The sequence below is a fragment of the Pseudonocardia sp. ZF1 genome (assembly GCF_056835605.1).
The window spans coordinates 4,120,967-4,147,555 of record NZ_JAJNBY010000001.1 but is presented as its reverse complement, the minus strand read 5'-3'; the positions used below and the strand labels follow the sequence as shown (position 1 = coordinate 4,147,555).

The 26,589-nt window shown below is 72.7% G+C and carries 26 protein-coding genes and 1 pseudogene; 15 read left to right on the top strand and 12 right to left on the bottom strand.

What is annotated here, in order from left to right; translation table 11 throughout:
* Positions 1–11: 11 nt before the first annotated feature.
* Together ZF1_RS19930 and ZF1_RS19925 are read right to left on the bottom strand one after the other, a co-directional pair.
* Positions 12–500, bottom strand: a complete 489-nt coding sequence (locus ZF1_RS19930) for a carboxymuconolactone decarboxylase family protein (RefSeq protein WP_100878385.1) — start codon at positions 498–500, stop codon at positions 12–14.
* A 16-nt stretch (positions 501–516) separates the two neighbouring features.
* The gene (locus tag ZF1_RS19925; RefSeq protein ID WP_405415904.1) at positions 517–1,671 is read right to left on the bottom strand and encodes a low temperature requirement protein A; all 1,155 of its coding nucleotides are present in this window, start codon (positions 1,669–1,671) and stop codon (positions 517–519) included.
* Between the two features lie 53 nt (positions 1,672–1,724).
* Here ZF1_RS19925 and ZF1_RS19920 point away from each other — a divergent pair, with 53 nt between their 5' ends.
* Positions 1,725–2,897 (top strand): low temperature requirement protein A, encoded by a 1,173-nt coding sequence (locus ZF1_RS19920; RefSeq protein ID WP_482638040.1) that lies wholly within the window; start codon positions 1,725–1,727, stop codon positions 2,895–2,897.
* On the opposite strand, the gene ZF1_RS19915 is transcribed toward ZF1_RS19920, so the two are convergent.
* The gene (locus ZF1_RS19915) at positions 2,894–4,261 is read right to left on the bottom strand and encodes a mycothione reductase (protein WP_405415906.1); all 1,368 of its coding nucleotides are present in this window, start codon (positions 4,259–4,261) and stop codon (positions 2,894–2,896) included. The two genes, ZF1_RS19920 and ZF1_RS19915, sit on opposite strands and share 4 nt — an antisense overlap.
* A gap of 135 nt (positions 4,262–4,396) precedes the next feature.
* Here ZF1_RS19915 and ZF1_RS19910 point away from each other — a divergent pair, with 135 nt between their 5' ends.
* Positions 4,397–4,831, top strand: coding sequence for an STAS domain-containing protein (locus ZF1_RS19910; protein WP_350589122.1), 435 nt, complete (start codon positions 4,397–4,399; stop codon positions 4,829–4,831).
* 8 nt (positions 4,832–4,839) lie between these two features.
* Here the strand turns inward: ZF1_RS19910 and ZF1_RS19905 are convergent, their stop codons facing one another.
* Positions 4,840–5,799: a LysR family transcriptional regulator gene (locus ZF1_RS19905; protein ID WP_350589121.1), complete on the bottom strand. Its 960-nt coding sequence runs from the start codon at positions 5,797–5,799 to the stop codon at positions 4,840–4,842.
* An 87-nt stretch (positions 5,800–5,886) separates the two neighbouring features.
* Between ZF1_RS19905 and ZF1_RS19900 the strand changes: the two genes are divergently transcribed.
* Genes ZF1_RS19900 through ZF1_RS19890 form a run of 3 tightly spaced genes read left to right on the top strand, consistent with a single transcriptional unit; the run spans position 5,887 to position 9,349 of the window.
* Positions 5,887–6,606: a succinate dehydrogenase cytochrome b subunit gene (locus ZF1_RS19900; protein WP_482638039.1), complete on the top strand. Its 720-nt coding sequence runs from the start codon at positions 5,887–5,889 to the stop codon at positions 6,604–6,606.
* 4 nt (positions 6,607–6,610) lie between these two features.
* Positions 6,611–8,587, top strand: a complete 1,977-nt coding sequence (locus ZF1_RS19895; protein ID WP_350589118.1) for a fumarate reductase/succinate dehydrogenase flavoprotein subunit — start codon at positions 6,611–6,613, stop codon at positions 8,585–8,587.
* Positions 8,588–8,599: 12 nt separating this feature from the next.
* The gene (locus ZF1_RS19890; protein WP_062396708.1) at positions 8,600–9,349 is read left to right on the top strand and encodes a succinate dehydrogenase/fumarate reductase iron-sulfur subunit; all 750 of its coding nucleotides are present in this window, start codon (positions 8,600–8,602) and stop codon (positions 9,347–9,349) included.
* A 78-nt stretch (positions 9,350–9,427) separates the two neighbouring features.
* On the opposite strand, the gene gdhA is transcribed toward ZF1_RS19890, so the two are convergent.
* Positions 9,428–10,765, bottom strand: coding sequence for an NADP-specific glutamate dehydrogenase (gene gdhA / locus ZF1_RS19885; protein WP_161152219.1), 1,338 nt, complete (start codon positions 10,763–10,765; stop codon positions 9,428–9,430).
* 328 nt (positions 10,766–11,093) lie between these two features.
* On the opposite strand from gdhA, the gene ZF1_RS19880 reads away from it, so the two are divergent.
* The 3 genes from ZF1_RS19880 to ZF1_RS19870 are packed head-to-tail and all read left to right on the top strand — an operon-like array spanning position 11,094 to position 14,580.
* Positions 11,094–11,906, top strand: coding sequence for a hypothetical protein (locus ZF1_RS19880; protein WP_161152220.1), 813 nt, complete (start codon positions 11,094–11,096; stop codon positions 11,904–11,906).
* An 8-nt stretch (positions 11,907–11,914) separates the two neighbouring features.
* Positions 11,915–13,822, top strand: coding sequence for a fumarate reductase/succinate dehydrogenase flavoprotein subunit (locus ZF1_RS19875; protein ID WP_224402406.1), 1,908 nt, complete (start codon positions 11,915–11,917; stop codon positions 13,820–13,822).
* On the top strand, positions 13,819–14,580 hold the full coding sequence (locus tag ZF1_RS19870) for a succinate dehydrogenase/fumarate reductase iron-sulfur subunit (protein WP_224401794.1): 762 nt from the start codon (positions 13,819–13,821) through the stop codon (positions 14,578–14,580). The genes ZF1_RS19875 and ZF1_RS19870 overlap by 4 nt, the downstream gene beginning before the upstream one ends.
* 80 nt (positions 14,581–14,660) lie before the next feature.
* On the opposite strand, the gene ZF1_RS19865 is transcribed toward ZF1_RS19870, so the two are convergent.
* Positions 14,661–14,945 (bottom strand): hypothetical protein, encoded by a 285-nt coding sequence (locus ZF1_RS19865; protein ID WP_482638038.1) that lies wholly within the window; start codon positions 14,943–14,945, stop codon positions 14,661–14,663.
* 68 nt (positions 14,946–15,013) lie between these two features.
* On the opposite strand from ZF1_RS19865, the gene ZF1_RS19860 reads away from it, so the two are divergent.
* The 3 genes from ZF1_RS19860 (at position 15,014) to ZF1_RS19850 (ending at position 16,943) form a co-directional block, all read left to right on the top strand.
* Complete coding sequence (locus tag ZF1_RS19860) at positions 15,014–15,682, top strand: alpha/beta fold hydrolase (protein ID WP_208820956.1); 669 nt, start codon at positions 15,014–15,016, stop codon at positions 15,680–15,682.
* A gap of 20 nt (positions 15,683–15,702) precedes the next feature.
* Positions 15,703–16,032 carry a hypothetical protein gene (locus tag ZF1_RS19855; RefSeq protein ID WP_073577418.1) on the top strand — a complete coding sequence of 110 codons (330 nt, stop codon included), beginning with the start codon at positions 15,703–15,705 and terminating at the stop codon, positions 16,030–16,032.
* An 83-nt stretch (positions 16,033–16,115) separates the two neighbouring features.
* Positions 16,116–16,943, top strand: a complete 828-nt coding sequence (locus tag ZF1_RS19850; RefSeq protein ID WP_476652175.1) for an HpcH/HpaI aldolase/citrate lyase family protein — start codon at positions 16,116–16,118, stop codon at positions 16,941–16,943.
* 127 nt (positions 16,944–17,070) lie between these two features.
* On the opposite strand, the pseudogene ZF1_RS19845 reads toward ZF1_RS19850, so the two are convergent.
* Positions 17,071–17,247 (bottom strand): annotated as a pseudogene (locus tag ZF1_RS19845) (helix-turn-helix domain-containing protein); the annotation flags it as partial.
* Between the two features lie 49 nt (positions 17,248–17,296).
* Between ZF1_RS19845 and ZF1_RS19840 the strand changes: the two are divergent.
* Together ZF1_RS19840 and ZF1_RS19835 are read left to right on the top strand one after the other, a co-directional pair.
* Positions 17,297–19,309 (top strand): S9 family peptidase, encoded by a 2,013-nt coding sequence (locus ZF1_RS19840; protein ID WP_482638037.1) that lies wholly within the window; start codon positions 17,297–17,299, stop codon positions 19,307–19,309.
* Complete coding sequence (locus ZF1_RS19835; protein ID WP_482638036.1) at positions 19,306–20,046, top strand: AAA family ATPase; 741 nt, start codon at positions 19,306–19,308, stop codon at positions 20,044–20,046. The genes ZF1_RS19840 and ZF1_RS19835 overlap by 4 nt, the downstream gene beginning before the upstream one ends.
* A gap of 54 nt (positions 20,047–20,100) precedes the next feature.
* Here the strand turns inward: ZF1_RS19835 and ZF1_RS19830 are convergent, their stop codons facing one another.
* From ZF1_RS19830 to ZF1_RS19815, 4 genes are all read right to left on the bottom strand, one after another.
* Positions 20,101–20,994, bottom strand: a complete 894-nt coding sequence (locus tag ZF1_RS19830; protein ID WP_357439328.1) for an amino acid ABC transporter permease — start codon at positions 20,992–20,994, stop codon at positions 20,101–20,103.
* Positions 20,991–21,638: an amino acid ABC transporter permease gene (locus ZF1_RS19825; protein ID WP_062396684.1), complete on the bottom strand. Its 648-nt coding sequence runs from the start codon at positions 21,636–21,638 to the stop codon at positions 20,991–20,993. The genes ZF1_RS19830 and ZF1_RS19825 overlap by 4 nt, the downstream gene beginning before the upstream one ends.
* 72 nt (positions 21,639–21,710) lie before the next feature.
* A complete protein-coding gene (locus ZF1_RS19820; RefSeq protein WP_357439589.1) occupies positions 21,711–22,568 on the bottom strand; it encodes a glutamate ABC transporter substrate-binding protein in 858 nt (285 codons plus the stop codon).
* 62 nt (positions 22,569–22,630) lie between these two features.
* Positions 22,631–23,359, bottom strand: coding sequence for an amino acid ABC transporter ATP-binding protein (locus tag ZF1_RS19815; protein WP_251786687.1), 729 nt, complete (start codon positions 23,357–23,359; stop codon positions 22,631–22,633).
* A 134-nt stretch (positions 23,360–23,493) separates the two neighbouring features.
* On the opposite strand from ZF1_RS19815, the gene ZF1_RS19810 reads away from it, so the two are divergent.
* Entirely contained in the window at positions 23,494–24,177 is a 684-nt protein-coding gene (locus ZF1_RS19810) for a response regulator transcription factor (RefSeq protein WP_251786614.1), read from the top strand.
* 3 nt (positions 24,178–24,180) lie between these two features.
* Positions 24,181–25,599: a sensor histidine kinase gene (locus tag ZF1_RS19805; RefSeq protein WP_482638035.1), complete on the top strand. Its 1,419-nt coding sequence runs from the start codon at positions 24,181–24,183 to the stop codon at positions 25,597–25,599.
* Here the strand turns inward: ZF1_RS19805 and ZF1_RS19800 are convergent.
* Positions 25,593–26,558 (bottom strand): TAXI family TRAP transporter solute-binding subunit, encoded by a 966-nt coding sequence (locus ZF1_RS19800; RefSeq protein ID WP_357439322.1) that lies wholly within the window; start codon positions 26,556–26,558, stop codon positions 25,593–25,595. The genes ZF1_RS19805 and ZF1_RS19800 overlap by 7 nt on opposite strands.
* Positions 26,559–26,589: the final 31 nt, after the last annotated feature.

Genomic DNA, 26,589 nt, shown 5'->3' with positions numbered 1-26,589 from the left:
TGCTCAGCCTCTCAGGACGCCCGGCGGCGCACCACGCGGCCGTCGGCGTCGCGCTCGGGGACGGGGTGCGCCGACAGGATCGAGACCCGGTTGAACGCGTTGATGGTGATCGCCGCCCAGACCAGCACCGACACCTCGTCGTCGGTGAGGTCACCGCGGACGGCGGCGTAGGCGTCGTCGTCGAGGTGGGTCCCGGCGGTCCGGGTGACGGCCTCGGCGAGACCGAGTGCGGCGCGCTCGCGGTCGTCGTAGAGGGCGCTGTCGCGCCAGGCCGGGAGCAGCGCCATCCGCTGCGGGGTCAGCCCGGCCGCCAGCCCCGACCGCCAGTGCGTGTCCAGGCAGGTCTCGCAGCCGTTGATCTGGGAGACCCGCAGGTTCACCAGCTCCAGCAGGTCCCGGTCCACCCCGGCCGCGGCGGCGCGCTCGCGCACGACCGCGACGACGTCGGTCATCGCCCGGAACACCTCGGGGGTCTGCTTGTCGATCCACACCCGGCCCATGTCACCTCCGAACCCGTCACGCGGCGACGGTGTTCCGGGCGGGTGCCGTCTCGACGGTCACGACCACCGCCACCATCACCACCGCGGCGACGACCGGGGTGAACGGCGCGAACGCCGACAGCCCCAGCAGCCCCGCCAGCACGACGACGGCGGCGTTGCGCCCGGCGGCGAGCGTCGGGCGCAGCGCGAGCGCCCACACCCCGAGGACGAACAGCGCGACCGGCACGGTCAGGGTCGCCCCGGCCGCGGCGGCGGACAGCCCGGTCGCGGTGGTGTCGACGTCGACGGCCACCTCGATGCCCGCCGAGAACGCCCCGGCCGCGGCGAAGACGAGGTAGTGGCCGTAGCCGTGCACCAGCGCCCGTGGCATGGCCCGCAGGTGCTCGTGCTGGTCGCGGGCGAAGTAGACCCACCACATGCCCGCCGCCAGCACGAGCCCGCACGCCGAGAGCAGCAGCAGCGGGCCCAGGTGCTCGGCGGAGGACAGCGCGTCGACCACGGCCGTCGTCGAGGCCAGGACCGACTCGCCCAGCAGGATCAGGGTGAACAGGCTGTAGCGCTCGGCGATGTGGTGCGGGTGCCACGGTGTCGTCCGCGCCCGCTCGGCGACCACCGGGACCGCCAGCTCGGCCAGCGCCAGCACGACGAACCCCACCGGGTGCGGGTCCACGAGCACCCAGGTGATCCACAGCAGCTGGACGACGACGATGCCGCCCGCGTAGCGCAGCGCCGTGACCCGCAGCTCCCGGTGCGAGCGGGCCGCCCGCAGCCACTGCGTGACCATCGCCAGGCGCATCACCACGTAGCCCGCGACGAGCACGCCGTAGCCCTCACCGGCCATCGCCGACGGGGTCCCCGCGGCCAGGACCAGCGCCCCCGCCATCTGCACCAGGGTGGTGACGCGGTAGAGCCAGTCGTCGACGTCGAAGGCCGAGGCGAACCAGGTGAAGTTCATCCAGGCCCACCAAATGCCGAAGAACACCAGCAGGTACGACCCGACCCCGGCACCGACGTGCCCGCCGGACTCGGAGTGGTGCAGCGCGGCCGACGACAGCGACACCGCCACCACGAACACCAGGTCGAAGAACAGCTCCAGCGGACTGGCCGCCCGGTGGGGCTCGTCCGGGTCGCGGGGGCGCATCGCGCGCAGACCGAGGTTCACGCCGGGCATCGTTGCGCGCCGCACTACCCTTCGGCTGCGCCGACACGGGGAAGGACCCACCGATGACCACACCGGACACCACACCCGACACCCGGCCGCGGGTGCTGCGCCGGGCGGGCGACTCCGAGGTCGCCCCGATCGAGCTGTTCTTCGACCTCGTCTACGTGTTCGCGATCGTCCAGGTCTCCCACACGCTGCTGTACCACCTGACCCCGCTCGGGGCGCTGGAGACGGCGGTGCTGTTCGCCGCGGTCTGGTGGCTGTGGAACTACTCGGCCTGGGCGATGAACTACCTGGACCCGGCGCGCCCGTCGGTCCGGGTGCTCAACGCCGGCCTGATGCTGACGGCGCTCGGGATGGCGCTGGCCCTGCCGGGCGCGTTCGGTTACTCCGGGCTGCTGTTCGCGCTGTGCTTCGCCGCCGCCCAGATCGGCCGCCCGCTGTTCCTCGTCGTGAGCGCGCGCGGGCACGTCATGGCCCGCAACTACCGCAACCTGCTGGTGTGGAGCACGGCCGCGTCGGTGCTGATGGTCGTCGGCGCGTTCCTCCCGCCGGTGGCGCGGCTCGTGGTCTGGGCCGTCGCCGTCGCCGTCGACATGGCGGGCCCGCGGTTCGAGTTCCGGGTGCCGGGGCTCGGCCGCACCCCGACGGAGGAGTGGCCGACCGACGTGGAGCACCTCGCCGAGCGCAACCGGCTGGTGTTCATCATCGCGCTCGGCGAGTCGATCCTGATCATGGGTTTCACGCTGTCGGAGATGGAGGTCGTGACCCCCTACGCGGTGGTGATCACCCTGCTCGGGTTCGCCGGACTGGTCGCGCTGTGGTGGTCCTACTTCGCGCTCGCCGGACACGGCACCCGGGCTGCCTCCGGCGACGGGTCGACCCGCGCGGCGCGGGCCGCGTTCGCCTACGCACACGGCCTGATGGTGGCCGGCGCGGTGCTGTTCGCGGTCGCGATCGACCTGCACCTCACACACCCGGAGAACACCCCGGCCCTGGTGCTGACCTCGGTCGGCGGTCCGCTGCTCTACCTCGTGGGCAACAAGCTCTACCTGCAGGGCCGCACCGGGACGGTCGGGCGGTCGCGCTACGTCGCCGCGGCCGTGCTGGCCGCGGCCGCGGCGGTCGCGCTCGTCGCCGGGCACGCGCTGCCCGCGATCGTGATCGGCCTGGTCGTGCTCGCCGTGGTGGTCGGGCTGGCCGTGGTCACCGAGCTGACCGAGCGGCGCGCCTAGTCCTCCTCGACGGCGTCGCGCAGCGCGTTCTCCAGCACCTCGGTCAGGGCGGGGTGGATCCAGTACTGGACGTGGGCGAGCCGCTCCGCGGTCACGCCCAGCGCCATCGCCTGCACCAGCTGCTGGACCATCGTCGACGCCTGCGGGCCGAGCAGGTGCGCCCCCAGCAGCGTGCCGTCGGGGGCGACGAGGACCTTGCAGAACCCGCGCTGCTCCTCCAGCGCCCAGCCGAAGGCGACGTCGGCGTACTCGTGGAGCCCGACCCGGAACTCCAGGCCCTCCTCGCGGCACTGCTGCTCGGTGCGCCCCACGGAGCCGATCTGCGGGGTGGTGAACACCGCGGCCGGCACGAACCGGTGGTCGACCTCGCGCAGGTCGTCGGGGTGGGCGAGGTTGTGCCCGACCACCTCGGCCTCGTGGTTCGCGACGTGCTTGAGCGGGTGCGGGGTCGAGATGTCGCCCAGCGCCCACACCCCGTCGGCGGTGGTGCGGCCGTGGGCGTCGACGACGACGCGGCCGGCGTCGTCGGTGTCGACCCCGGCGTGGTCCAGGCCGAGCCGGTCGGAGTTCGGACGGCGCCCGGCCGCGACGAGCAGCCGGTCGGCCCGGACCTCCGTGCCGTCGTCGAGGTGCAGCCGCACGTCGCCCTCGCCGCCGGTGACCTTCTCCACCGTCCGGCCGGTGTGGACGGTGAAGCGCTCGCGGGCGGCGTCGGTGAACCGCTCCACGACGGTCTCGTCCATCCCGCCCAGCAGTGTGTCGGCGCTCTCGATGATCGTGACCGCGCAGCCCAGCCCGCCGAACACGTGCGCGAACTCGGCCGCGATGTAGCCGCCTCCGATGATCGCCAGGTGCTCGGGCAGCTCGTCGATCCGCATGATCGTGTCGGAGGTGTGGAACGGGACGCCCGAGTCCGCGACCGGTGGCGGGACCACCGGCCGTCCCCCGACGGCGAGCACGATCCGGTCCGCGGTGAACTCCGCGGTGCCGCCGTCGCCCAGGTCCACCGTCATCGCGCGCGGCGCGGTGAAGCGGGCCACGCCGTCGTAGACGGTGCCGTGGGCACGGCGGTGGTCGCGGCCCTCGTCGCCGATCGGGTCGAGCCGGGCGAAGACCCGGTCGCGGATGTCGCTCCAGCGGATCCGGTCGATCCGGGCGTCCACGCCGTAGGACGACGCCGCCCGCACGGTCTCGGCGACCTCGGCGGTGTAGGCGAGCATCTTGGTCGGGATGCAGCCGACGTTGAGGCAGGTCCCGCTGAACCGGGTCGCCTCGACGTGGGCGACATCGAGACCGTCGAAGCGGTCGTCGACGATCATGTTCCCGGATCCGGTGCCGACGATTGCGAGATCGTGATGGGCCACCCGCCGAGCGTAGGAAGACCGGCGGCGTGCCGCGCGTCGACGGGGCGACGACGCCGCCGTCATCGGGCGATCGGCGTGCGGTACTGGCACTCTGGCCCCGGCGGTGGCGCGGCGCCCCGCGGGAGGCGGCCGGTGATGACCGATCCGACGGAGGGCCCGGGAGGAGTGCCCGGCCTGTCCGCCGCGACCGCGGAGGGCGGCGGCCTGGCCGTGGAGGCGGTGCCGCACCCGTCGGGGCCGGTGGCGCTGCACGCCGTCGGCGACGTCGACGTCGCGACCGCGCCGTTCCTGGCCGAGCAGGTGGGCGCCTGGTTCGCCGCGGCCCCGCGGATCGTGCTGGACCTGTCCGCGGTCGGCTTCCTCGGCTCGGCCGGGATCGCGGCGCTGCTGGACTGCCACCGCGACGCCGCCGCGGCCGGGGTGGTGCTGGAGCTGTACTGCGGCGCGGCGCGCCAGGTCCGCCGGGTCCTGCAGGTCACCGGCACCCTGGAACACCTGCGGGTGCTCGACCCGCACCCGCCGCCGGAGAGCCCCGGCGGCCACGCCCCGCTGTTCCCGGTGCCCGACTGACCCCGCCCTCAGCCGAGCAGATCCCGGCCGGTCCGGTGCCGGTGCAGCACCTGGACGTCGGTCGTGCCCTCCCGCAGCGACGCCGAGGTGTCGGACATGTGCTCCAGCAGCGTGTCCGCGAAGGCGATGACGGCCGGGGTGGGGGCGATGTCGGCCCGCCGCGCCAGCGCCACCGTGCGGTGGATCGCCGGGTTGAGCACCGTGCGCCGCAGCCGCGGCCGCCCGATGAACGTCAGGTCCGGCACCACCGCCACCCCGGTGCCGGCCTCGACCATGCGCAGCACCGCGTCCATCTGACCGCCCTCGACGGCGATCCGCGGCGTGACCCCGGCGACGGCGTAGGCCCGCAGGGTCACCTCCCGCAGGTCGTAGCCCCGGCGCACCATCACCAGATCGTGCCGGGCGAGCTCGGACACCGTCATCGACCCACGCGGGGTCAGCGGCCTGCGCGCCCGCGGCGAGGCGACCGAGAGCCGTTCGCGCAGCAGGGGAGCGGTGTGCAGGGTCGGGTCCACACCGTCGGGGGGCACGATCACCAGCGCGACGTCCAGCTCCCCCTGCACCAGCGCCGCCTCCAGCGGCTGCGAGCCGTCCTCGGCGAGCTCGACGGCGATCTCGGGGTGCCGGGAGTGGAACACCCGCAGCACGTCGGACAGCACGCCGATGCACAGCGACGGCGTCGCCCCGACCCGTACCCGGCCGCTGCGCAGACCGACCATCTCGGCCACCGTCGTGCGGACCATGTCGGAATCGGCGAGCATCCTGCGTGCCAGTGGCAGCACCGCCTCACCGGCCGGGGTCAGCGTGACGGCCGACCCGCGGTTGATCAGCGGGGAGCCCAGCTCGTCCTCCAGCGCCCGCAGCGCGCGGCTCAGGGTCGGCTGGGCGACCCCCACCTGGTCGGCCGCCCGAGTGAAGCTGCGCACGTTCGCCACGGCGACGAAGTACATGAGCTGCTGAAGTGTCACGTGCATAGCTTACGGCTATGAGTGGAGACCGTTTCATGCATTGGACTGCCTTACCCGTTGGTATGTCCACTGGAGGACGTGGTCACGATGTCCGAGAAGTCCCGGGCCGGCGGCGGAGCCAAGCCCGCCGCACCCCGGCGCCCGCGCACGCCCAGTGCGCTGCTGAAGTTCGTGATGGCGGTGAGCGGCGTCGTGCTGCTCGGCTACGTCACGCTGCACATGATCGGGAACCTGAAGATCTTCTTCGGCCCCGAGGCGATCGATCACTACGCGGCCTGGCTGCGCACCATCCTGGAGCCGGCGCTGCCCTACTCGGGCATGCTCTGGATCGTCCGCGTGGTGCTGGTCGTCGCGGTGGTCGCCCACATCTGGTCGGCGACGATGCTCGCCCTCCGCGCGCGCCGGGCCCGCCCGATCAAGTACGCGGGTGGCTCCTACCAGGTCAAGGGCAGCTACGCGGCCCGCACCATGCGCTGGGGTGGCGTGATCATCGCGCTGTTCGTGGTCTACCACCTGCTCGACCTCACCGCGGGCACGCTGAACCCGAACGGCGTGCACCTCGCGGTGGCCGACAACCTCGCGGCCGACTTCACCCTCGCCCGCTGGTACGTCACCCTGTTCTACGTCCTCGCGGTGGTCGCGCTGGGCTTCCACGTCCAGCACGGCATCTTCTCGGGCATCCAGACGCTCGGGTGGTCGTCGAACAGCCGTGAGCGCACCATCAAGGTGGTGTCGACGGTCTTCGCCGCCGTGCTGACCCTCGGCTTCATCTCGGTGCCCATCGCCGTCACGTTCGGAGTGGTCTGATCCCATGACTGACAGCACTGACGCCTCGTCCCACCACGTTTCCTACGCCGACTACGCGACCGGTGAGCCGGTCGTCGACAAGGCGGTCCCCTCGGGTGCCATCGAGACCCGCTGGGAGCGCCGCCGGTTCGGCGTCAAGCTGGTCAACCCGGCGAACAAGCGCTCGAAGAAGATCATCGTCGTGGGTTCCGGCCTGGCCGGCGGCTCCGCGAGCGCGACGCTCGGCGAAGCCGGCTACCACGTCAAGACGTTCTGCTACCAGGACAGCCCGCGGCGCGCGCACTCGATCGCCGCGCAGGGCGGCATCAACGCGGCGAAGAACTACCGCAACGACGGCGACAGCGTGTACCGGCTGTTCTACGACACCGTGAAGGGCGGCGACTTCCGTGCGCGGGAGTCCAACGTCCACCGGCTCGCCGAGATCTCCCGCCAGATCATCGACCAGTGCGTCGCCCAGGGTGTCCCGTTCGCCCGCGACTACGCCGGTCTGCTCGACAACCGCTCGTTCGGCGGCGTGCAGGTCTCCCGCACCTTCTACGCCCGCGGCCAGACCGGCCAGCAGCTGCTGATCGGCGCCTACCAGGCGCTGGAGCGCCAGGTGAAGGCCGGCACCGTCGAGATGTACGCCCGGCACGAGATGCTCGAGCTGATCGTGGTCGAGGGGCGCGCCCGCGGCATCGTCGCGCGCGACATGGTCTCCGGCGAGATCGAGGTGCACACCGCCGACGCGGTCGTGCTCGCCTCCGGCGGCTACGGCAACGTCTTCTACCTGTCGACGAACGCCAAGGGCTGCAACGTGACCGCCTCCTGGCGGGCGCACCGCAAGGGCGCGCTGTTCGCGAACCCCTGCTTCACCCAGATCCACCCGACCTGCATCCCGGTCTCCGGCGACCACCAGTCGAAGCTGACCCTGATGTCGGAGTCGCTGCGCAACGACGGCCGCGTCTGGGTCCCGAAGAAGCTCGGCGACGACCGCGGGCCGAACGAGATCCCGCACGACGAGCGCGATTACTTCCTCGAGCGCAAGTACCCGGCGTTCGGCAACCTGGTGCCCCGCGACATCGCGTCCCGGGCCGCCAAGGAGGTCTGCGACGAGAAGCGCGGCGTCGGACCGTCGGGTCTGGGCGTGTACCTGGACTTCGACGACGCCATCCAGCGGCTCGGCCGCAAGGCCGTCGAGAACAAGTACGGCAACCTGTTCGAGATGTACGAGCGGATCACGGGTGAGAACCCGTACGAGGTCCCGATGCGGATCTTCCCCGCCGTGCACTACACGATGGGTGGCCTCTGGGTCGACTACGACCTGCAGTCGACCGTCCCGGGTCTCTACGTGGCGGGCGAGGCCAACTTCTCCGACCACGGCGCGAACCGGCTCGGCGCCTCCGCGCTGATGCAGGGCCTGGCCGACGGCTACTTCGTCCTCCCGGTCACGATCGGCGACTACCTGGCCAAGAACGAGCTCGACGCCGTCCCGGACGACGCGCCCGAGGTCGTCGAGGCCGTGCAGTCGGTCACCGACCGGATCGACCAGTTCCTGTCGATCAACGGCACCCGCACGGTGGACTCGTTCCACCGCGAGCTGGGCCAGATCATGTGGGACTACTGCGGGATGGAGCGCACCGAGGAGGGTCTGCGCAAGGCGCTGGACCGCATCCCCGAGCTCCGTCGCGAGTTCTGGAACAACGTCAAGGTGCCGGGTACCGGCGCGGAGCTCAACCAGAGCCTGGAGAAGGCCGGCCGGGTGGCCGACTTCCTCGAGCTCGGCGAGCTCATGTGTCTCGACGCGCTCGTGCGTCGCGAGTCCTGCGGCGGTCACTTCCGCGGGGAGAGCCAGACCGAGGACGGCGAGGCGCAGCGCGACGACGAGAACTTCTCCTTCACCTCGGCCTGGGAGTACACCGGCCGCGGGCAGGCTCCGGTCCTGCACAAGGAGGAGCTCACGTTCGAGTACGTGCACCCGACCCAGCGCAGCTACAAGTAAGGCGAGGACCCCGTGAAGCTCAATCTGAAGGTCTGGCGCCAGCGCGACGCGGTCGACAAGGGTCGCCTGGTGAACTACACCGTCGACGCCGACGAGGACATGTCGTTCCTCGAGATGCTCGACGTGCTCAACGAGAAGCTGATCCTCTCCGGCGACGAGCCGGTCGCGTTCGACCACGACTGCCGCGAGGGCATCTGCGGCTCGTGCAGCATGGTCATCGACGGCCGGCCGCACGGCCCGCAGCGGGCGACCACCACCTGCCAGCTGCACATGCGGCACTACTCCGACGGCGACACCATCGTCATCGAGCCGTTCCGTTCGGGCTCCTTCCCGGTCATCAAGGACCTCGTCGTCGACCGCGCCGCGTTCGACAAGATGATCCAGGCCGGCGGCTACGTCTCGGTGAACACCGGGTCGGCGCCGGAGGCCAATTCCAACGCCGTGCCGAAGGTCGCCGCGGACCGCTCGTTCGCCGCGGCGAACTGCATCGGCTGCGGTGCCTGCGTCGCGGCCTGCCCGAACGGGTCGGCGTCGCTGTTCCTGGGCGCGAAGCTGACCCACCTGGGTGAGCTGCCGCAGGGCCAGCCGGAGCGCTACGAGCGCGTCGTCAGCATGGTGGAGGAGCACGAGGCCGCCGGCTTCGGCGGCTGCACCAACACCGGCGCCTGCGCCACCGCCTGCCCGAAGGAGATCCCGCTCGACGTGATCTCCCAGCTGAACCGCGACTACCTCGCGGCCACGGTGGGCGGCCGCAAGAAGTAGCGGACCCGCGACGACGGCCGGGGCCCGGTCACCACCGCAGTGGTGACCGGGCCCCGTTGTCGTCGGCGAGCCGGTCGCTCAGACCAGGCCGAGCGCCAGCATCGCGTCGGCGACCCGGGCGTAGCCCGCGATGTTCGCCCCGGCGACGTAGTCGCCCGGTCGTCCGTACTCCTCGGCGGTGGCGTGGCAGCGGTCGTGGATGTCGGTCATGATCTCGCTCAGCCGGTTCTCCGAGTACTCGAAGCTCCACGAGTCGCGCGAGGCGTTCTGCTGCATCTCCAGCGCCGACGCCGCGACACCGCCGGCGTTCGCGGCCTTGCCCGGGGCGAAGATCGCGCCCCCCTCGCGCAGCACCTCCACCGCGTCCGGGGTCGTCGGCATGTTCGCGCCCTCACCGACGAACAGGCATCCCGAGCGCAGCAGGGCGCGAGCGCCGTCGGCGTCGAGCTCGTTCTGGGTCGCCGAGGGCAGCGCGACCTGGCAGGGCACGTCCCAGATGGAGCGGTCGGTGGAGAACTCGGCGCGCCCGATCTTGTCGGTGTAGACGTGCAGCCGCTCGCGCCGGACCTCCTTGATGTCCTTGAGCAGTTCCAGGTCCACCCCCTGGGGGTCGTGCACGACGCCGTCGGAGTCCGACACCGCGACGACCCGGCCGCCGAGCTGGTGGACCTTCTCCACGGTGTAGAGCGCGACGTTGCCCGAGCCGGACACCACGACGTCCTTGCCCTCCAGCGAGTCCCCGCGGACCTCCAGGGCGCGACGGGCGAAGAACGCGCTGCCGTAGCCGGTGGCCTCGCGCCGGACCTGCGCACCGCCGAAGGCCAGCGCCTTCCCGGTCAGCACACCGGACTCGTAGCGGTTGGTGATGCGCTTGTACTGGCCGAACAGGTAGCCGAGCTCGCGGCCGCCGACACCCATGTCCCCGGCGGGGACATCGGTGTACTCACCGAGGTGGCGGTAGAGCTCGGTCATGAAGCTCTGGCAGAAGCGCATGATCTCGCGATCGGAGCGCCCCCGCGGGTCGAAGTCCGATCCGCCCTTGCCGCCGCCGATCGGCAGCCCGGTCAGGGCGTTCTTGAAGATCTGTTCGAAGCCGAGGAACTTGACCGTCCCGAGCAGCACGGTCGGGTGGAACCGCAGACCGCCCTTGAACGGGCCCAGCGCGCTGTTGAACTCCACCCGGAAGCCCCGGTTGATGTGGATGTCCCCGTCGTCGTCCTCCCACGGCACCCGGAAGATGATCTGCCGCTCGGGCTCGCAGATCCGCTCGACGATCCGCGCCTCGGCGTACTCCGGGTGCTTGTCCACAGCCGGGCCGATGCTCTCCAGCACCTCGTGGACGGCCTGGTGGAACTCGGTCTCGCCCGGGTTGCGGTCCAGGACGCGCTGGTGGATGGGTTCGAGGGTGGGGTGCATCGGTGCTGCTCGTTCTCCTCTCGGCGACCGGCAGGGCGCCGGCGGCCGGTCACGGACCGGGGATGCCCGGGATCGGCCGGGTCGACTGTTCATGAGACCACCGCGGCCGTTCCGCAGAGGCGTCGATCGGATCACAGACGGTGTGACCCCGGCCGCTGTGAGCCACATCTCCATTCGGGACCGAATCGGGCACCGACGTAGATCACATGTGATCCGCGTCGTATTCTCTGGCGGTCCCGCGCCCCCGCGTGGTGACGAGTTGGACACGGCGCTGTGTCCGGGCCCGCACCGGGTCATGGTGCCGGTGAGACGACAGGAGCTCCCGCGCGTGTCATCCACCACTGACACCGGCGGCCGGGCCGGCTCGGGCCGGGCAACCATCGCTGCACGCACGCTGCGCACCGACCGATGGTGGCTCCCACCGCTCGCGACCTTCGTCGCGTTCGTCGCCTGGGTCGCCTACGCCACGGTGCGGGCCTTCATGCAGGACCACTACTTCGTCGCCGAGTACGGCTATCTGACGCCGTTCTACTCGCCCTGCGTCTCGATGGGCTGCGTGGAGGAGGCCTCGCACTTCGGCCGGTTCCTGCCCGACGTGTGGTGGCTGCCCTACGCGGCGGTCTCCCTGCCGTTCCTGCTGCTGTTCCGGCTGACCTGCTACTACTACCGCAAGGCCTACTACCGGGCGTTCTGGCTCTCCCCGCCGGCCTGCGCGGTCGCCGAGCCGCACCGCCGCTACACCGGTGAGACGCGCTTCCCGCTGATCCTGCAGAACGCGCACCGCTACTTCTTCTACATCGCCGGGATCATCACGCTGATCAACGCCTACGACGCGGTGCTGGCCTTCGCCAAGCCCGGCGGCGGGTTCGGCCTGGGGCTGGGCAACATCATCCTGGTCGTGAACGTGGTGCTGCTGTTCGGCTACACACTCTCGTGCCACTCGTGCCGCAGCGCCGTCGGCGGGCGGCTCAACCACTTCTCGAAGCACCCGGTCCGCTACAAGCTGTGGACCCAGGTCTCGAAGCTGAACACGCGGCACAACCAGTTCGCGTGGGCGACGCTGGTGAGCCTCGCCGTCACCGACTTCTACGTCATGGCCGTCTCCGCCGGCTGGATCAGCGACCTGCGGATCGTGGGGTGAGCACCGAGATGGACGAACAGATCGAGCGGCACGACTACGACGTCGTCGTCATCGGGGCCGGCGGTGCCGGCCTGCGGGCGGCGATCGAGGCGCGGCTGCAGGGCAAGCGGACGGCAATCATCTCCAAGTCGCTGTTCGGCAAGGCGCACACCGTGATGGCCGAGGGCGGCTGCGCGGCGTCGATGGGCAACGCCAACCCGAACGACAACTGGCAGGTCCACTACCGCGACACCATGCGCGGCGGGAAGTTCCTCAACAACTGGCGGATGGCCGAGCTGCACGCCAAGGAGGCCCCGGACCGGGTCTGGGAGCTGGAGACCTACGGTGCGCTGTTCGACCGCACCACGGACGGCAAGATCAGCCAGCGCAACTTCGGCGGGCACACCTACCCGCGGCTGGCGCACGTCGGCGACCGGACCGGCCTGGAGCTGATCCGCACCCTGCAGCAGAAGGTCGTCTCGCTGCAGCAGGAGGACCTCGCCGAGACCGGCGACGCCGAGTCCCGCATCCGGGTCTTCCACGAGTGCACGATCACCGAGCTGTTCACCACCGACGGCGCGATCTCGGGCTGCTTCGGCTACTTCCGCGGCGACGGCCGGTTCGTGCGTTTCGACGCCCCGGCGATCGTGCTCGCCACCGGCGGGGTCGGGAAGAGCTACTCGGTCACGTCGAACTCCTGGGAGTACACCGGCGACGGCCACGCGCTGGCCCTGCGCGCCGGCGCGACGCTGATCAACATGGAGTTCCTGCAGTTCCACCCGACGGGCATGGTGTGGCCGCCCTCGGTGCGGGGCCTGCTGGTCACCGAGTCGGTCCGCGGCGACGGCGGCGTGCTGCGCAACACCGACGGCAAGCGGTTCATGTTCGAGTACGTGCCGGACGTGTTCAAGGAGCAGTACGCCACCTCCGAGGAGGAGGGCGACCGCTGGTACACCGACCCGGACAACAACCGGCGCCCGCCGGAGCTGCTGCCCCGCGACGAGGTGGCCCGGGCGATCAACTCCGAGGTCAAGGCCGGGCGCGGGACCGAGCACGGCGGGGTGTTCCTCGACGTGTCGACCCGGCTGAAGCCCGAGGAGATCCTCAAGCGGCTGCCGTCGATGCACCACCAGTTCAAGGAGCTGGCCGACGTCGACATCACCAAGGAGCCGATGGAGGTCGGCCCGACCTGCCACTACGTGATGGGCGGGGTGGAGGTCGAGCCGGACACCGCGATGTCGAAGGTGCCGGGGCTGTTCGCCGCGGGCGAGGTCGCGGGCGGCATGCACGGCTCCAACCGGCTCGGCGGCAACTCGCTGTCGGACCTGCTGGTGTTCGGCCGTCGCGCCGGGCTGCACGCCGCGCAGCACGCCGACGCCGGCCGGCCCGCCGTGGCCGAGTCCGACGTCGCCGCCGCGCTGGAGCGGGCGATGCTGCCGTTCTCCAGCGCCACCGAGGGCGGGGAGAACCCGTTCGTGGTGCAGCAGGAACTGCAGAAGACGATGCACGAGCTCGTCGGGATCATCCGCAAGGGCGACGAGATGGAGCTCGCCCTCAAGAAGCTCGAGGACATCGCCACCCGCACCCGCACCGTCTCGGTCGAGGGGCACCGCCGGTTCAACCCCGGCTGGCACCTGGCCCTGGACCTGCGGAACATGCTGCTCGTCGCGCTGTGCACCGGCAAGGCCGCGCTGGAGCGCCAGGAGTCCCGGGGCGGGCACACCCGCGACGACTTCCCGGTCATGGACTCGGACTGGCGGCACCTGCTGCTGGTGTGCCGGGCGATCGGCGAGGACGACGTCGAGCTGACCCGTCAGGAGCAGCTCCCGATGCGGTCGGACCTGTTCGACCTGTTCGAGATGGACGAGCTGAAGAAGTACTACACCGGAGACGAGCTGGGCGGTCACCGCGCCGACTCCGCGGAGGGGAACCAGTGAGCAGTCACCTGCACCACTTCCGCGTCTGGCGCGGCGACGACACCAAGGGCGAGCTGGTCGACTACCCGGTGGAGGTGAACGAGGGCGAGGTCGTCCTCGACGTCATCCACCGGCTGCAGGCCACCGAGGCCGGCGACCTGGCCGTGCGGTGGAACTGCAAGGCGGGCAAGTGCGGCTCGTGCTCGGCGGAGATCAACGGCCGGCCGCGGCTGATGTGCATGACGCGGATGAACACCTTCGACGACGCGGAGGTCGTCACCGTCACGCCGCTGCGCAGCTTCCCGGTGATCCGCGACCTCGTGACCGACGTGTCGTTCAACTACACCAAGGCCCGCGAGATCCCCAGCTTCACCCCGCCCGAGGGCGTGGCTCCGGGCGAGTACCGGATGGCGCAGGTCGACGTCGAGCGGAGCCAGGAGTTCCGCAAGTGCATCGAGTGCTACCTGTGTCAGAACACCTGCCACGTGGTCCGCGACCACGAGGAGAACAAGGAGGCGTTCGCCGGGCCGCGCTACCTGATGCGGATGGCGGAGCTGGACATGCACCCGCTCGACGCGCACGGCAACCGCGCCGTCGAGGCCCAGGAGGAGCACGGGCTGGGGTTCTGCAACATCACCAAGTGCTGCACCGAGGTGTGCCCCGAGCACATCAAGATCACCGACAACGCGCTCATCCCGCTCAAGGAGCGCGCGGTGGACCGCAAGTACGACCCGCTGGTGTGGCTGGGGGACAAGATCTTCCGGCGCTCCGGGAGCTGAGCGTGCCCGCGCACCCCGGCGGCGGGCGTCGCACCCGCCGCACGGGGTGCGGGGACCGCGCCGGGGGTGCGACGGGTCGCTCAGCGCTCCATCGACCGGCGGATCTCGGCGAGCCGGTCGGCGGCCTTGCGCCCGCGCTCGGCGAACGCGTCCTCCGCCTCCGCGGCGCGCGCGTCGCCGCCCGCGAGCTCCTCGGCGGCCGCCGCGGTGGCGGCGCGGCCCTCGATGCGGTCGCGCACGTAGGAGAACGTGGGGACGCCGTCGTCGGTGTAGTCGGTGACGGGCTCGACCGGGTCGGGGACGGCAGGGTCGGGCACGACCGGCTCCGGGTCGGGGACGGCGGGCAGGTGGGTCGGGTCGGTCATCGGGCCTCCTCGGTTCCGCCCTCGACGGTAGGCGATGAGAACGCCCCCGGTGGGCGGTCGTCACCGGTATGACGACCTTCGCGCTGGTCCCCGGGGCGGGGACCGACACCTGGTACTGGGGTCCGCTGGAACGGGAGCTGACCCGGCGCGGCCACCGCGCGGTGCCGGTCGAGCTGCCCTGCGACGACGACACCGCCGGGCTGGAGACCTACGCCGACGCCGTCGTGGCCGCGGTCGGCGGTGCCGACGACCTCGTGGTCGTCGCGCACTCCTTCGGCGGGTTCAGCGCACCGCTGGTGTGCGACCGGATCGCGGTGCGTGGGCTCGTCCTGGTGACGGCGATGGTGCCGCTGCCGGGCGAGTCCGCGGCGCAGTGGGGCGACGCGACCGGCGCCGGGGTGGCGCTCGCCGAGCAGGACGCCCGCGACGGGCGCGACCCCGACGACGTCGTCGGGCTCTTCTACCACGACGTCGAGGAGTCGGTGGCGAACGAGGCACTGCGTCACGAGCGCGACCAGTCGGCGACGCCGTGGACCCAGCCGTGGCCGCGTGCGGCCTGGCCGGACGTGCCGACCCGGTACCTGCTGTGCCGCGAGGACAAGCTGTTCCCGGCCGCGTTCGTCCGGACGATGCTCGCCCGGCGGCTGCGCGGCGTCGTGCCCGAGATGGTCCCCGGCGGGCACCACCCGATGCTGTCGCATCCCGGCGCGCTGGCCGCGGCGGTGCTCGGTCGCTGAGGGCAGGCGATGATGGCGCCGTGGCGCGCACGCGGATCCGGGAGCTGGTGGTGGTGCACGACGCGGCCTGCGCGCCGTGCTCGCGGATCGCACGGGAGCTGCCGGGCTGCGTGACCGTCCGGGTCCGTGCGCGGTCCTGTCACGAGCCACGGCTGGCCGAGATCTACCCGAACCTGCCGGCCGCCGTCGCCGGGTGCCGGGCGCCCGCGGTCGGTGTGCTCCGCACCGACGGGCAGGTCCGCTGGTGGACCGGGATGCGCGGGATCGTCGGGCTGGCGCCGGTGCTGCGGCCCGGCGCGCTGCCGGTCGCGGTCCGGCTGCTGCGGGAGGCGGCCGCGGTACGGCGCTGAGGCCGGGCCCCGGTGAGCCGGCCGTCGACGCACCGGAGATCCTGGTCGGACCCGACTCGCCGTCCGACCGGAGGGACCCACCCGTGGACACCGTCGCCCGCCCCCTCGACCACGGGCCGGCCCTGCTGTTCTGCCCCGGCGACCGGCCCGACCGGTTCGCCAAGGCGCTCGCCGCGGCCGACGCCGTCATCCTCGACCTGGAGGACGCCGTCGGCCCGGACGACAAGGACGGCGCCCGGGACGCCGTCGTCGCCGCGCTGGCGGAGCTGGACCGCACCCGGGTGGTCGTGCGGGTCAACGCGCCCGGCGCCCCCGCCCACGACGGCGACGTCGCCGCGCTGGCCGCCCACCCCGACCTCACCCTGATGCTGCCGATGGCGACGAGCGCCGCCGCGGTGGAGGCGCTGGCCCCGCACCCGGTGATCGCGCTGTGCGAGACCGCGCACGGGGTGCTGGAGGCGCCGTCGATCGCCCGGGCGTCGAACTGCGCGGGCCTGATGTGGGGCAGCGAGGACCTGCTCGCCGACCTGGGCGGGCGCACCGGGCGCGCGGCCGGCGGCGGCTACGGACCGGCCCTCACCGAGGCCCGCACCCGGATCCTCTACGCCGCCCGCGCCGCTGGCCGGGCCCCGGTCGACACGGTGCTCACCGACATCGCCGACACCGACACCCTGCTCGCCGACGCCGTCGACGCGGCGAACGCCGGGTTCGCGGCGAAGGTGTGCATCCACCCGTCGCAGGTGGAGGTCGTCCGCCGCGGGTTCCGGCCCGGTGACGACGAGACCGAGCACGCCCGCGCTCTGCTTGCCGAGGCGGAGCGGCACCCCGGGGTCTTCCGGTTCGGCGGGGAGATGGTCGACGCACCGGTGCTCGCCCGGGCCCGGGCGACCCTGCGGCTGGCCGAGGCATAAGAGACGGCCATCGCACAGGTCGGGACCATCGATCGCGCGACGGGACTGTGCGGCGCCCGGTCGTCGGCACCCGGTCCGCGGCTGCCGGCGCGGCGACGGCGTCGACGCGCACCGCCCGACCCGCGACGGTCGGGCGCACCCCGCGCGGCAGCCGCTCCAGCAGCGGATTGCCGATCTCGCGTTCGAGCCGGGCCGGCTGGTGGGACAGCGCGGGCCGGGACAGGTGCAGGGCCGCGGCCGCCCCGGTCGCCGACCCGTGGTCGAGGACGGCCACCAGGCATTCCAGCGCACGCAGTGTCGGCACGGCGACAACCTACGGGCACGGCGGCCCGGCGATGACTAGCGTGGGCGCCGTGACGATCTCCGGGTACGGGTCGTGGCCGACACCGGTCACGTCCGAAGTGGTGGTGACGGCCGCGGTGCGGCTCGGGGAGGTCCGCCCCGACGGTGCGCCCGGCACCGAGGACACCGGCGTGGTCTGGGCCGAGGGCCGCGCCGCGGAGGGCGGCCGGACCCAGCTGGTGCGCCGTACCGGCGGCGACGCCGCGGGCTCGCGCACCGATCTGCTGCCCGAGGGCGCGAACGCCCGCTCGGCGGTCCACGAGTACGGCGGCGGCGCGTGGTGGCTGCACGCCGGCAGCCCCGGCGTCGTCTGGTACGTCGAGTGGGCCGACCAGCGCCTGTACCGGCTCGACCGCGGCGCCGCCCCGGTCGCGCTCACCCCGGAGTCCGCGGTGCCGCGTGGCGACCGCCACGCCGACGGCGACGTCGCCCCCGACGGCACCTGGATGGTCGTGGTCCGCGAGCGCCACCACGCCGCGCACACCCCGGCCGCCGAGGTCGTCAACGAGATCGTGTGGCTCGACGCCCGCGCCCCGTCGGAGCCGGAGGTGCTGGTCGGCGGCCCGGACTTCGTCGCCGCGCCGCGGATCTCCCCGGACGGCGGCACGCTGGCCTGGCTGTCCTGGAACCACCCGTCGATGCCGTGGGACGACGTCGAGCTCACCGTCCGCGACCTGGCGTCCGGGGTGGACACCGTCGTCGCGGGCGGGCCGGGGGAGTCGGTCACCGAGCCGCAGTGGCAGCCCGACGGGTCGCTCACCTTCATCAGCGACCGCACCGGCTGGTGGAACCTCTACCGCTGGCTGCCCGGCCACGACATCGAGGCGCTCGTGCGCATCGACGCCGAGATCGGCGTGCCCGGCTGGGTGCTGGGCGGGTCGCGCTACGCCGTCCTGGAGGACGGCCGCGTCGTGTTCGCCCGCTCCTCGCGGGGCTTCGACGCGCTGGTCGTGCGGGAGGTCGACGGCCGGATCATCGAGCTCGACACCCCGTTCACCGCGATCGGCTCGGTGCGCGCCGACGGGCCCTACGCCGTCGTCTGCGTCGCCGGGTCGCCCACCGCCGAGCCGGGCGTGCACCGCGTCGTGCCCGCCCCGGACGGCGCGGGGGAGCCCGGCGCGGCCGGGGTGCAGACCCTGCGCGCCCCGCGCGACCTCGGCCTGCACCCGGAGACCGTGTCGGTGCCCGAGCCCATCACGTTCCTGTCCTCGGACGCCGCGGGCAGCCCGCGCACCGGCTACGCGCTGTTCTACCCGCCGCCGGCCGGCCACGACGCCCCCGAGGGCGAGCTGCCGCCGCTGCTCGTCGTCATCCACGGCGGGCCGACCGGCTCCGCGACCCCGGTCCTCTCGGTCGCCGTGCAGTACTGGACCAGCCGCGGGTTCGGCGTCGTCGACGTCGACTACGGCGGCTCCACCGGCTACGGCCGCGCCTACCGCGAGCAGCTGAAGGGCGCCTGGGGGATCGTCGACGTCGCCGACTGCCTCGCCGCGGCCCGCACGCTCGCCGACACCGGCCGCGTCGACCCGGCCCGGATGGCGATCCGCGGCGGCTCCGCGGGCGGGTTCACCACCCTGGCCGCCCTCGCCCGCGACGACACCCCGTTCTCCGCCGGGGCGGACCACTTCGGCGTCGCCGACCTGGCCGCGCTCGCCCGGGACACCCACAAGTTCGAGTCCCGCTACCTCGACGGCCTGGTCGGGCCGTGGCCCGCGGCGGAGGCGGTGTACACCGAGCGCTCCCCGCTCACCCACGTGGGGCGTTTCCGCACCCCGCTGATCGTGCTCCAGGGCGACGAGGACGCCATCGTCCCGCCCAACCAGTCGGAGATGATCGTCGACGCGCTGCGCGGGCGCGGGGTGCCGGTCGCCTACCTGCTGTTCGCCGGGGAGCAGCACGGCTTCCGGCAGGCCGCGAACATCCGCCGGGCCCTCGACGCCGAGCTCGCGTTCTACTCCCGGGTGTTCGGGTTCGCGCTGCCCGCGGAGGAGGGCATCGAGCCGGTGGAGATCGAGAACCTGTGAGCGCGGGGCACTTCATCGCCCGCATGTCCCTCGATCCCGCGGCCCCGTCGCGCGGCTACCCGTTCGAGCTCCCCGTGGTCCGGTGGCTGCGCGAGCAGGGCGGGCTCGCGCTCTACCCGGGCGTGACGTTCCTGGTGGGGGAGAACGGGTCCGGGAAGTCGACGCTGGTGGAGGCGGTCGCCGTCGCAGTGGGGCTGAACCCCGAGGGCGGGTCGCGGTCGTTCCGGTTCGCGACCCGGGCCAGCGAGTCCGACCTCGGGTCGCACCTGCGGGTCGCCCGGCGGCCGGGCCGGGAGCGCACCAGCTTCTTCCTGCGTGCGGAGTCGTACTACAACGTCGCGTCCGAGGTGGAACGACTCGACCGGGAGCCGGGCGGCCCGCCGCTGCTGCCGGCCTACGGCGGCTCCGGGCACGAGCGCAGCCACGGCGAGTCGTTCCTGGCGCTGCTGCGCCACCGGTTCTTCCCGCGCGGCCTCTACCTGCTCGACGAGCCGGAGGCCGCCCTGTCGGTCACCGGGGCCCTGGCGGTGCTCGCCCGGATGACCGACCTGACCGCGCGGGGCAGCCAGTTCGTCGTCGCGACCCACTCGCCGGTGCTGCTCGCGCTGCCCGGGGCGACGATCCTGGAGATCGGCGACGACGGCGCGATCCGCCGCGTCGGGTACGACGAGGCGCTCCCGGTCGTGCTGACGCGGGGGTTCCTCGCCGACCCGGACGCATTCCTGCGGCACCTGTAGACGACCTCGGCCCCGGGAGGACAGGACGTCCTCCCGGGGCCGTGTCCACGAACGTCAGGCCGCGCCGCCCCCGTACCCGGCGCCGGACGGCACCTGCGGCGCGGTCAGCTCCGGGTCGGCGGGCTTCGCCCCGCCGCTGCGCGGCCCCTGCGACAGCCGCCGCTCCACCAGCCGCGAGATCCCGGTCAGGATCAGGCAGAGCCCGATGTAGATCACCGCGATGACGAGCGCGACCGGCAGGATCGGCGAGCCGAGCTGGTTCTGGCTGCCCAGGAAGCGCGCCTGGTAGAGCAGCTCGGGGTAGAGGATGATGAACCCGAGCGCGGTGTCCTTCAGGACCACGACGAGCTGCGACAGGATCGTCGGCAGCATCGAGCGCAGCGCCTGCGGGAGCAGCACGTTCGTCATGACCTGCGTCTTGCGCATCCCGAGCGCGTAGGCGGCCTCGCGCTGACCGCGCGGCACCGCGTTGACACCGGCGCGGAACACCTCGGCGAGCACCGAGCCGTTGTAGAGCATCAGGCCGAGCACGACCGCCCAGAAGGCGTCGATCTCGACGCCGAGCCCGCGGGACAGGCCGAAGTACAGGATGAAGATCAGCACCAGCAGCGGGACGGCGCGGAAGAACTCGACGACCGTCGTCGCCGGGACGCTGACCCAGCGGTGGTCCGAGAGCCGTCCCGCGGCGAAGAACGCACCGAAGGCCAGCGACAGCACCGCGGCCACCGCGAAGGCGCTGATCGTCGCCCAGAGCGCCCCGAGCAGCAGGTACTGGATGCGGACGTAGGTGATCCACTCCCACAGCCGCGGGGAGAACTGCCCGGCTTCGTAGAACCGCCAGACCACGAACCCGACCAGTGCCAGGACGACCAGCGTGCCGACCACGCCGAGGGTCCGGTTGCGCCGGATCGCGGCCGGCCCGGGCACGTCGTAGAGGACCGAGCTCATCGGGCGACACCCCACTTCGCGTCGAGCCGCCGCTGCAGCAGCGTCAGCGGGACCACCAGGACCACGAAGATCGCCGCGATCCAGAGCAGGCCGATCATGACGTTGTAGCCGCGCTCGGAGAGCACGCTGTAGACGCTGCCCAGCTGGAACACCGCGAACCCGGAGGCGATCGTGGTGTTCTTCAGCAGCGCGATCTGGATGTTGGTCATCGGCGGGACGACCGCGCGCACGGCCTGCGGGAGCACGATCTGGCCCAGAGTCTGGGTGAAGGTGAAGCCGAGAGCCCGGGCCGCCTCGGCCTGGCCGACCGGCACGGTGTTGATGCCCGACCGGACGATCTCGCAGACGAACGCCGCGGTGTAGAGGGTCAGGCCGATGCAGGCCAGGGTGAAGAACGAGAACTCCACCAGCTCCAGGCGCGGGTAGGCGAAGGCGAAGAAGAACAGCACCAGGGTGAGCGGCGTGTTCCGCAGCAGCGTCACGTAGAGGCTGCCGAAGCTGCGCAGCACCGGCACCGGGCTGACCCGCAGACCGGCGATCAGGGTGCCGAGGATCAGCGAGCCGATCGCCGAGACGACGAACAGCCCGACGGTGCCGAGGATCGCGCGCCAGTACACGTCGGCGTTGTCCAGCAGGACGTTCACCGTGGTGCCCTCCTTCCGTACTCGTGGACGCGGCCGGCCCCCGGGACATCGGGGACCGGCCGCGCCGGGGGGTCAGTAGCGGTCGATCGTGGGCGGCTGGGCCTGGGTGCCGGACTTGCCCAGGGTGCCGTCGTAGATCGTCTTCCAGGTGCCGTCGTCGATCGCGGCCTGCAGCAGGTCGTTGACCTTGGTGCGCAGCGCGGTGTCGTTCTTCGGCAGGCCGATGCCGTAGGGCTCGGAGGAGAACTTCTCCCCGACGACCTTCAGCTGCTCCGGGTTCTGCGAGGCGTAGCCGAGCAGGATCGCGTCATCGGTGGTGACGGCGTCGACCTGGTTGTTGATCAGCTGGTCGACGCACTGGGTGTAGGTCTGGAACTCGACGATGTTCGCCGCCTCGGTGAGGTTCTGGTCCCGGACCCGCTGGATCGGGGTCGAGCCGGTGACCGAGCAGACCTTCTTGCCCTGCAGGGTCTGCGGGCCGGTGATCGCGTTGTCGTCGGCGCGCACGAGCAGGCCCTGGCCCGCGGTGTAGTACGGCCCGGCGAACCCGACGCGCTGCTTGCGCTTGTCGTTGATGGTGTAGGTGCCGACGTAGTAGTCGACCTCGCCGCGCTCGATGACGTCCTCACGTGCCGCGGACGGGACGACCTTGTAGTCGATCTGGTCCGGGGAGAAGCCGAGACCGCCGGCGACCATCCTGGCGATGTCGATGTCGAAGCCGGTGAACTGGCCCGTGGTGGCGTCGCGGAAACCGAGGCCCGGCTGGTCGTCCTTCACACCGACGATCACGCGGCCGCGCTGCTTCATCGCCGCGAACGTCGGCGAACCGGCGACCTCGACGTTCTGTGCGACGGTGGGCTCGTAGCCCGAGCCCTCGGCGCCCGGTGCGCCCTCCTGGCCGCAGCCGGCCAGGGCCAGGGCGGCGGCCATGGCGGCCGCCACCAGGATGCGGGTTCTCTTCACGTTCGCTCCGCTCGTCGGGGTGGGGTGGGTCAGTGGGAGAGGATCTTGCCGAGGAAGTCCTTGGCGCGGTCGCTGCGCGGAGCGGTGAAGAACTCGTCCGGGGTCGCGTCCTCGACGATCTCGCCGTCGCTCATGAACACGACGCGGTGCGCGGCCCGGCGGGCGAAGCCCATCTCGTGGGTCACGACGACCATCGTCATGCCCTCCTTGGCCAGCGAGGTCATGGTGTCGAGCACCTCGTTGACCATCTCCGGGTCCAGCGCCGAGGTCGGCTCGTCGAAGAGCATCACCTTCGGCTTCATCGCCAGCGCGCGGGCGATCGCCGCGCGCTGCTGCTGGCCGCCGGACAGCTGCGCCGGGTACTTGTCGCGCTGGTTCGCGATGCCGACGCGCTCCAGCAGCGCCAGCCCGGTCTTCTCGGCCTCGGCCTTGGAGGCGCCGCGGACCTTGAGCGGGGCCAGCGTGACGTTCTCCAGGATCGTCTTGTGCGCGAACAGGTTGAACGACTGGAAGACCATGCCGACGTCGGCCCGCAGGGCGGCCAGCGCCTTGCCCTCCGCCGCCAGTGCGGTGCCGTCGATCTCGATCGTGCCGGTGTCGATCGGCTCGAGCCGGTTGATCGTGCGGCAGAGTGTGGACTTGCCGGAACCGGAGGGGCCGAGGACGACGACGACCTCACCACGGGCGACGTCGAGATCGATGTCGCGCAGCACGTGGAGGTCGCCGAAGTGCTTCTGCACCCCGGCCATCCGCACCATGGGAGTGCTGGACGCGGGCGGGCTGGTCATGCTGCCTCCGGACATGGCGAGAGCCTGGACGGAACGGACATGCGAGTCCACCACCTTGAGGAACCTTTAGGGTCTCGGCCACGTAACGGAAAGGGCGGGCAGCGGTGCACATCCTGCTGATCGAGGACGACGACCGGGTCGCCGCCGCGTTGCGCCCGGCGCTGCACCGGCACGGGATGACCACGACCCGCCTCGACCACGGCCGCGGCGCCGTCGACCACCTCGACGGCGTCGACGTCGTACTGCTCGACCTGGGCCTCCCCGACGCCGACGGGCTCGACGTCTGCCGTGCGATCCGCGCCGTCTCCGAGGTCCCGGTGCTGATGGTGACCGCCCGCGGCGAGGTCACCGACCGCATCGCCGGGCTGCACACCGGCGCCGACGACTACCTGGTCAAGCCCTACGACATCGGTGAGCTCGTGGCCCGGGTGCACGCGGTGCAGCGCCGCCGCAAGGTCGGTGACGACGGGTCGGTCGCCCCGGCCGGGTCGGCCCCGGTGACCGTCGGCGACGTCCGCGTCGACCCCGAACGGCACGAGGTCACCGTCGCCGGGGAGCAGGTGGTGCTCACACGCAAGGAGTTCCAGGTGCTGTCGCTGCTCGCCCGCGCCGACGGCGCCGTCTGCACCCGCGCCCAGATCGTCGCCGAGGTGTGGGGGCGCGGCTGGGCGGGCGCGAACCGGACCCTCGACGTGCACGTGGCGACCCTGCGGACCAAGCTCGGCCGCCCCGAGCTGGTGCGCACCGTGCGCGGCGTCGGGTACCGCTTCGCCGCCACCGAGGACTGACCCGTGCGCAGCCGGCTGCTGCTGGTCGTGCTCGTGCTCGTCGGCCTGCTCGCCGCCGGGCTGGGCATCCCGCTGGCCTGGACCGCCGCCCAGCGCGCCCAGGAGGAGGTCTTCACCGACCGGCTCACCGACACGATCTCCTTCGCCTCCACCGCGCAGCGCCCGCTCATCGAGGCCCCCGCGGGCAGCTCGGCGCTCACCACCTTCACCGACGAGATCACCCGCTACGACGACGTCTACGGGGTCGCGGTGCTCGTGTTCGACCGGACCGGCCGGACACTGACCGCGTCCCGCCCGGCCGACCGGCTGCCCGAGCTGGGGGACTACGCCACGGAGCGGACCGCGGTCGCGCTGGCCGGGCGCCGCTCGTCGACCTACCCGCTGCTGATGCCGTGGGACGCCCGGCCGCTGGTGCTGGCCGAGCCGGTGCTCGTCGACGGCGAGGTCGTCGGCGCGGTGGCGACGGTGTCACCGACCGACGCACTGCGGGCCGAGGCGGTGCGCACCTGGTCGTTGATCGCCGGGGCCGCGGTGTTCGCGCTGCTCGCCGGCACCCTGGTCGCGCTGCCGCTGACCGCCTGGGTGCTGCGCCCGGTCCGCCGGCTCGACGAGGCGATGGGCCGGGTCGGGACCGCCGTCGTCGCCGGGGGGCCGCCCGGTCCGCCGTCGCGCCGCAGCGGCCCGCCGGAGCTGCGTTCGCTGGCCGGGTCGTTCGACCGGATGACCGAGACGGTGCGCGAGGCGCTGGCCGCGCAGCGCGCGTTCGTCGCCGACGCCTCCCACCAGCTGCGCAACCCGCTCACGGCGCTGCGCCTGCGGCTGTCCAACCTCGACGGGCACGTCGACCCGGCCGCCGCCGACGACCACCTCGCGGCGATGGAGGAGGCCGAGCGGCTGTCCCGGGTGCTCGACGGGCTGCTCGCGCTGGCCCGCGCCGAGCGCGCGGTGGAGGACCCGGGTGACGCCGAGGACACCGACCTCGACGTCGTTGTCGCCGAGCGGGTGGACAACTGGCGGCCGCTGGCCGAGCACTCCGGGATCGAGCTGCGCCGCAGCGGCCCGCACGGCCTGCACGCCCTGATCGGCGAGCCCGCGCTGGAGTCGGTGCTCGACGCGCTGCTCGACAACGCGCTCAAGTACACCCCGGCCGGGCGACGGGTGCGGGTCGCGACGCTGCGCACCGCGGACCGGATCGGTGTCAGCGTCGTCGACGGCGGGCCCGGCCTGGCGCTGGAGGACCGGGCCCGGGCCACCGACCGGTTCTGGCGGGCGCCCGGTCAGACCAACGTCGAGGGCAGCGGGCTGGGTCTGGCCATCGCGGTGCGGACCGCCGCCGCGGCCGGCGGGAGCCTGCAGCTGGGCGCCGCCCCGGGCGGCGGGCTGCGGGTCACGCTGTGGCTGCGCCCGGGGGCGGCTCAGTAGCCCTTGGTGGCCCGGTAGAACGCGACGGCGCCGTCGTGCAGCGGGATCGGCTGGGTGCCGATCGCCGAGCGGGAGTCGACGGTCACCGCGGCCGGGCTGGCCTGGGCCAGCCGCGGCTGCTCGTCGAAGGCGGCGCGGATGAGTGCGCCGGCCAGGTCGGCGTCCATCCCCTCGGTGACCAGCAGCGCGTTGCGCACCGACAGACACGACACCGGGCCGGGCAGGCCGTAGGTGTTCGCGGGGACCGTCGCCACCGAGTAGACGGGATACCGGTCGCGCATGCGGTCGAGCACGCCGCCGAGCTCCAGCAGTCGGATCGGGACCTGTGCGGCCAGCTCCCGCACGCCGTCGGTGGGGACCCCGCCGGACCAGAAGAACGCGTCGAGAGTGCCCTCGCGCAGCGCCGCCGTCGCGTCCGTGAGGCCCAGCTCCGCGCGGGTGCCCAGGCCCGCGACACCGATCCCGGCGACGTCGAGCAGCCGGATCGCGATCGGTTGGTAGCCGCTGCCGCCCGGGCCGATCGACACCCGTCGTCCGCGCAGGTCGGCGATGCTGCGCAGGTCGGAGTCGGCGCGCACGACGATGTGGGTGACGTCGTCGTAGAGCCGGGCCAGTGCGCGCGGCTCGGCCGGGCCGGTGGTGCGGGCGGCGACGTCGGCGGCCACGTCGACCTGGCTGATCGTGACCGCGGCCGCCCCGGTGGTCAGGAGCTCCATGTTCTGTGCGCTGCCCGCGGTCTCCAGCACCTGCGGGGCCGCGGCGAGCCCGAGCCGTTCCCGCCAGATCTCCGACAGCGTGCGCGCGAGGTTGATGTACACCCCCGGCTGCACCCCGCCGGCGATCACCAGCGGGGCGGCGGGCCGGGGCCCGGTACAGGCGGCCAGCCCCGCCCCCAGACCGAGCGCCGCCCCCGCGCGCAGCACGGTGCGCCTCGTCAGCGGGGGCCCGGGCCGGTGCACCCGCCCATCATCCCCGACGGCCCCGTCCCGG

Excerpts from the sequence above, each read along its gene's own strand:
- ZF1_RS19925 (WP_405415904.1), bottom strand. The coding sequence starts at position 1,671 with ATGCCCGGCGTGAACCTCGGTCTGCGCGCGATGCGCCCCCGCGACCCG.
- gdhA (WP_161152219.1), bottom strand. The coding sequence starts at position 10,765 with ATGCACCCCACCCTCGAACCCATCCACCAGCGCGTCCTGGACCGCAAC.
- ZF1_RS19910 (WP_350589122.1), top strand. The coding sequence starts at position 4,397 with ATGACCGATCCGACGGAGGGCCCGGGAGGAGTGCCCGGCCTGTCCGCC.
- ZF1_RS19920 (WP_482638040.1), top strand. The coding sequence starts at position 1,725 with ATGACCACACCGGACACCACACCCGACACCCGGCCGCGGGTGCTGCGC.
- ZF1_RS19815 (WP_251786687.1), bottom strand. The coding sequence starts at position 23,359 with ATGGTGCGGATGGCCGGGGTGCAGAAGCACTTCGGCGACCTCCACGTG.
- ZF1_RS19930 (WP_100878385.1), bottom strand. The coding sequence starts at position 500 with ATGGGCCGGGTGTGGATCGACAAGCAGACCCCCGAGGTGTTCCGGGCG.
- ZF1_RS19895 (WP_350589118.1), top strand. The coding sequence starts at position 6,611 with ATGACTGACAGCACTGACGCCTCGTCCCACCACGTTTCCTACGCCGAC.
- ZF1_RS19820 (WP_357439589.1), bottom strand. The coding sequence starts at position 22,568 with ATGGCCGCCGCCCTGGCCCTGGCCGGCTGCGGCCAGGAGGGCGCACCG.
- ZF1_RS19865 (WP_482638038.1), bottom strand. The coding sequence starts at position 14,945 with ATGACCGACCCGACCCACCTGCCCGCCGTCCCCGACCCGGAGCCGGTC.
- ZF1_RS19875 (WP_224402406.1), top strand. The coding sequence starts at position 11,915 with ATGGACGAACAGATCGAGCGGCACGACTACGACGTCGTCGTCATCGGG.
- ZF1_RS19830 (WP_357439328.1), bottom strand. The coding sequence starts at position 20,994 with ATGAGCTCGGTCCTCTACGACGTGCCCGGGCCGGCCGCGATCCGGCGC.
- ZF1_RS19900 (WP_482638039.1), top strand. The coding sequence starts at position 5,887 with ATGTCCGAGAAGTCCCGGGCCGGCGGCGGAGCCAAGCCCGCCGCACCC.
- ZF1_RS19860 (WP_208820956.1), top strand. The coding sequence starts at position 15,014 with ATGACGACCTTCGCGCTGGTCCCCGGGGCGGGGACCGACACCTGGTAC.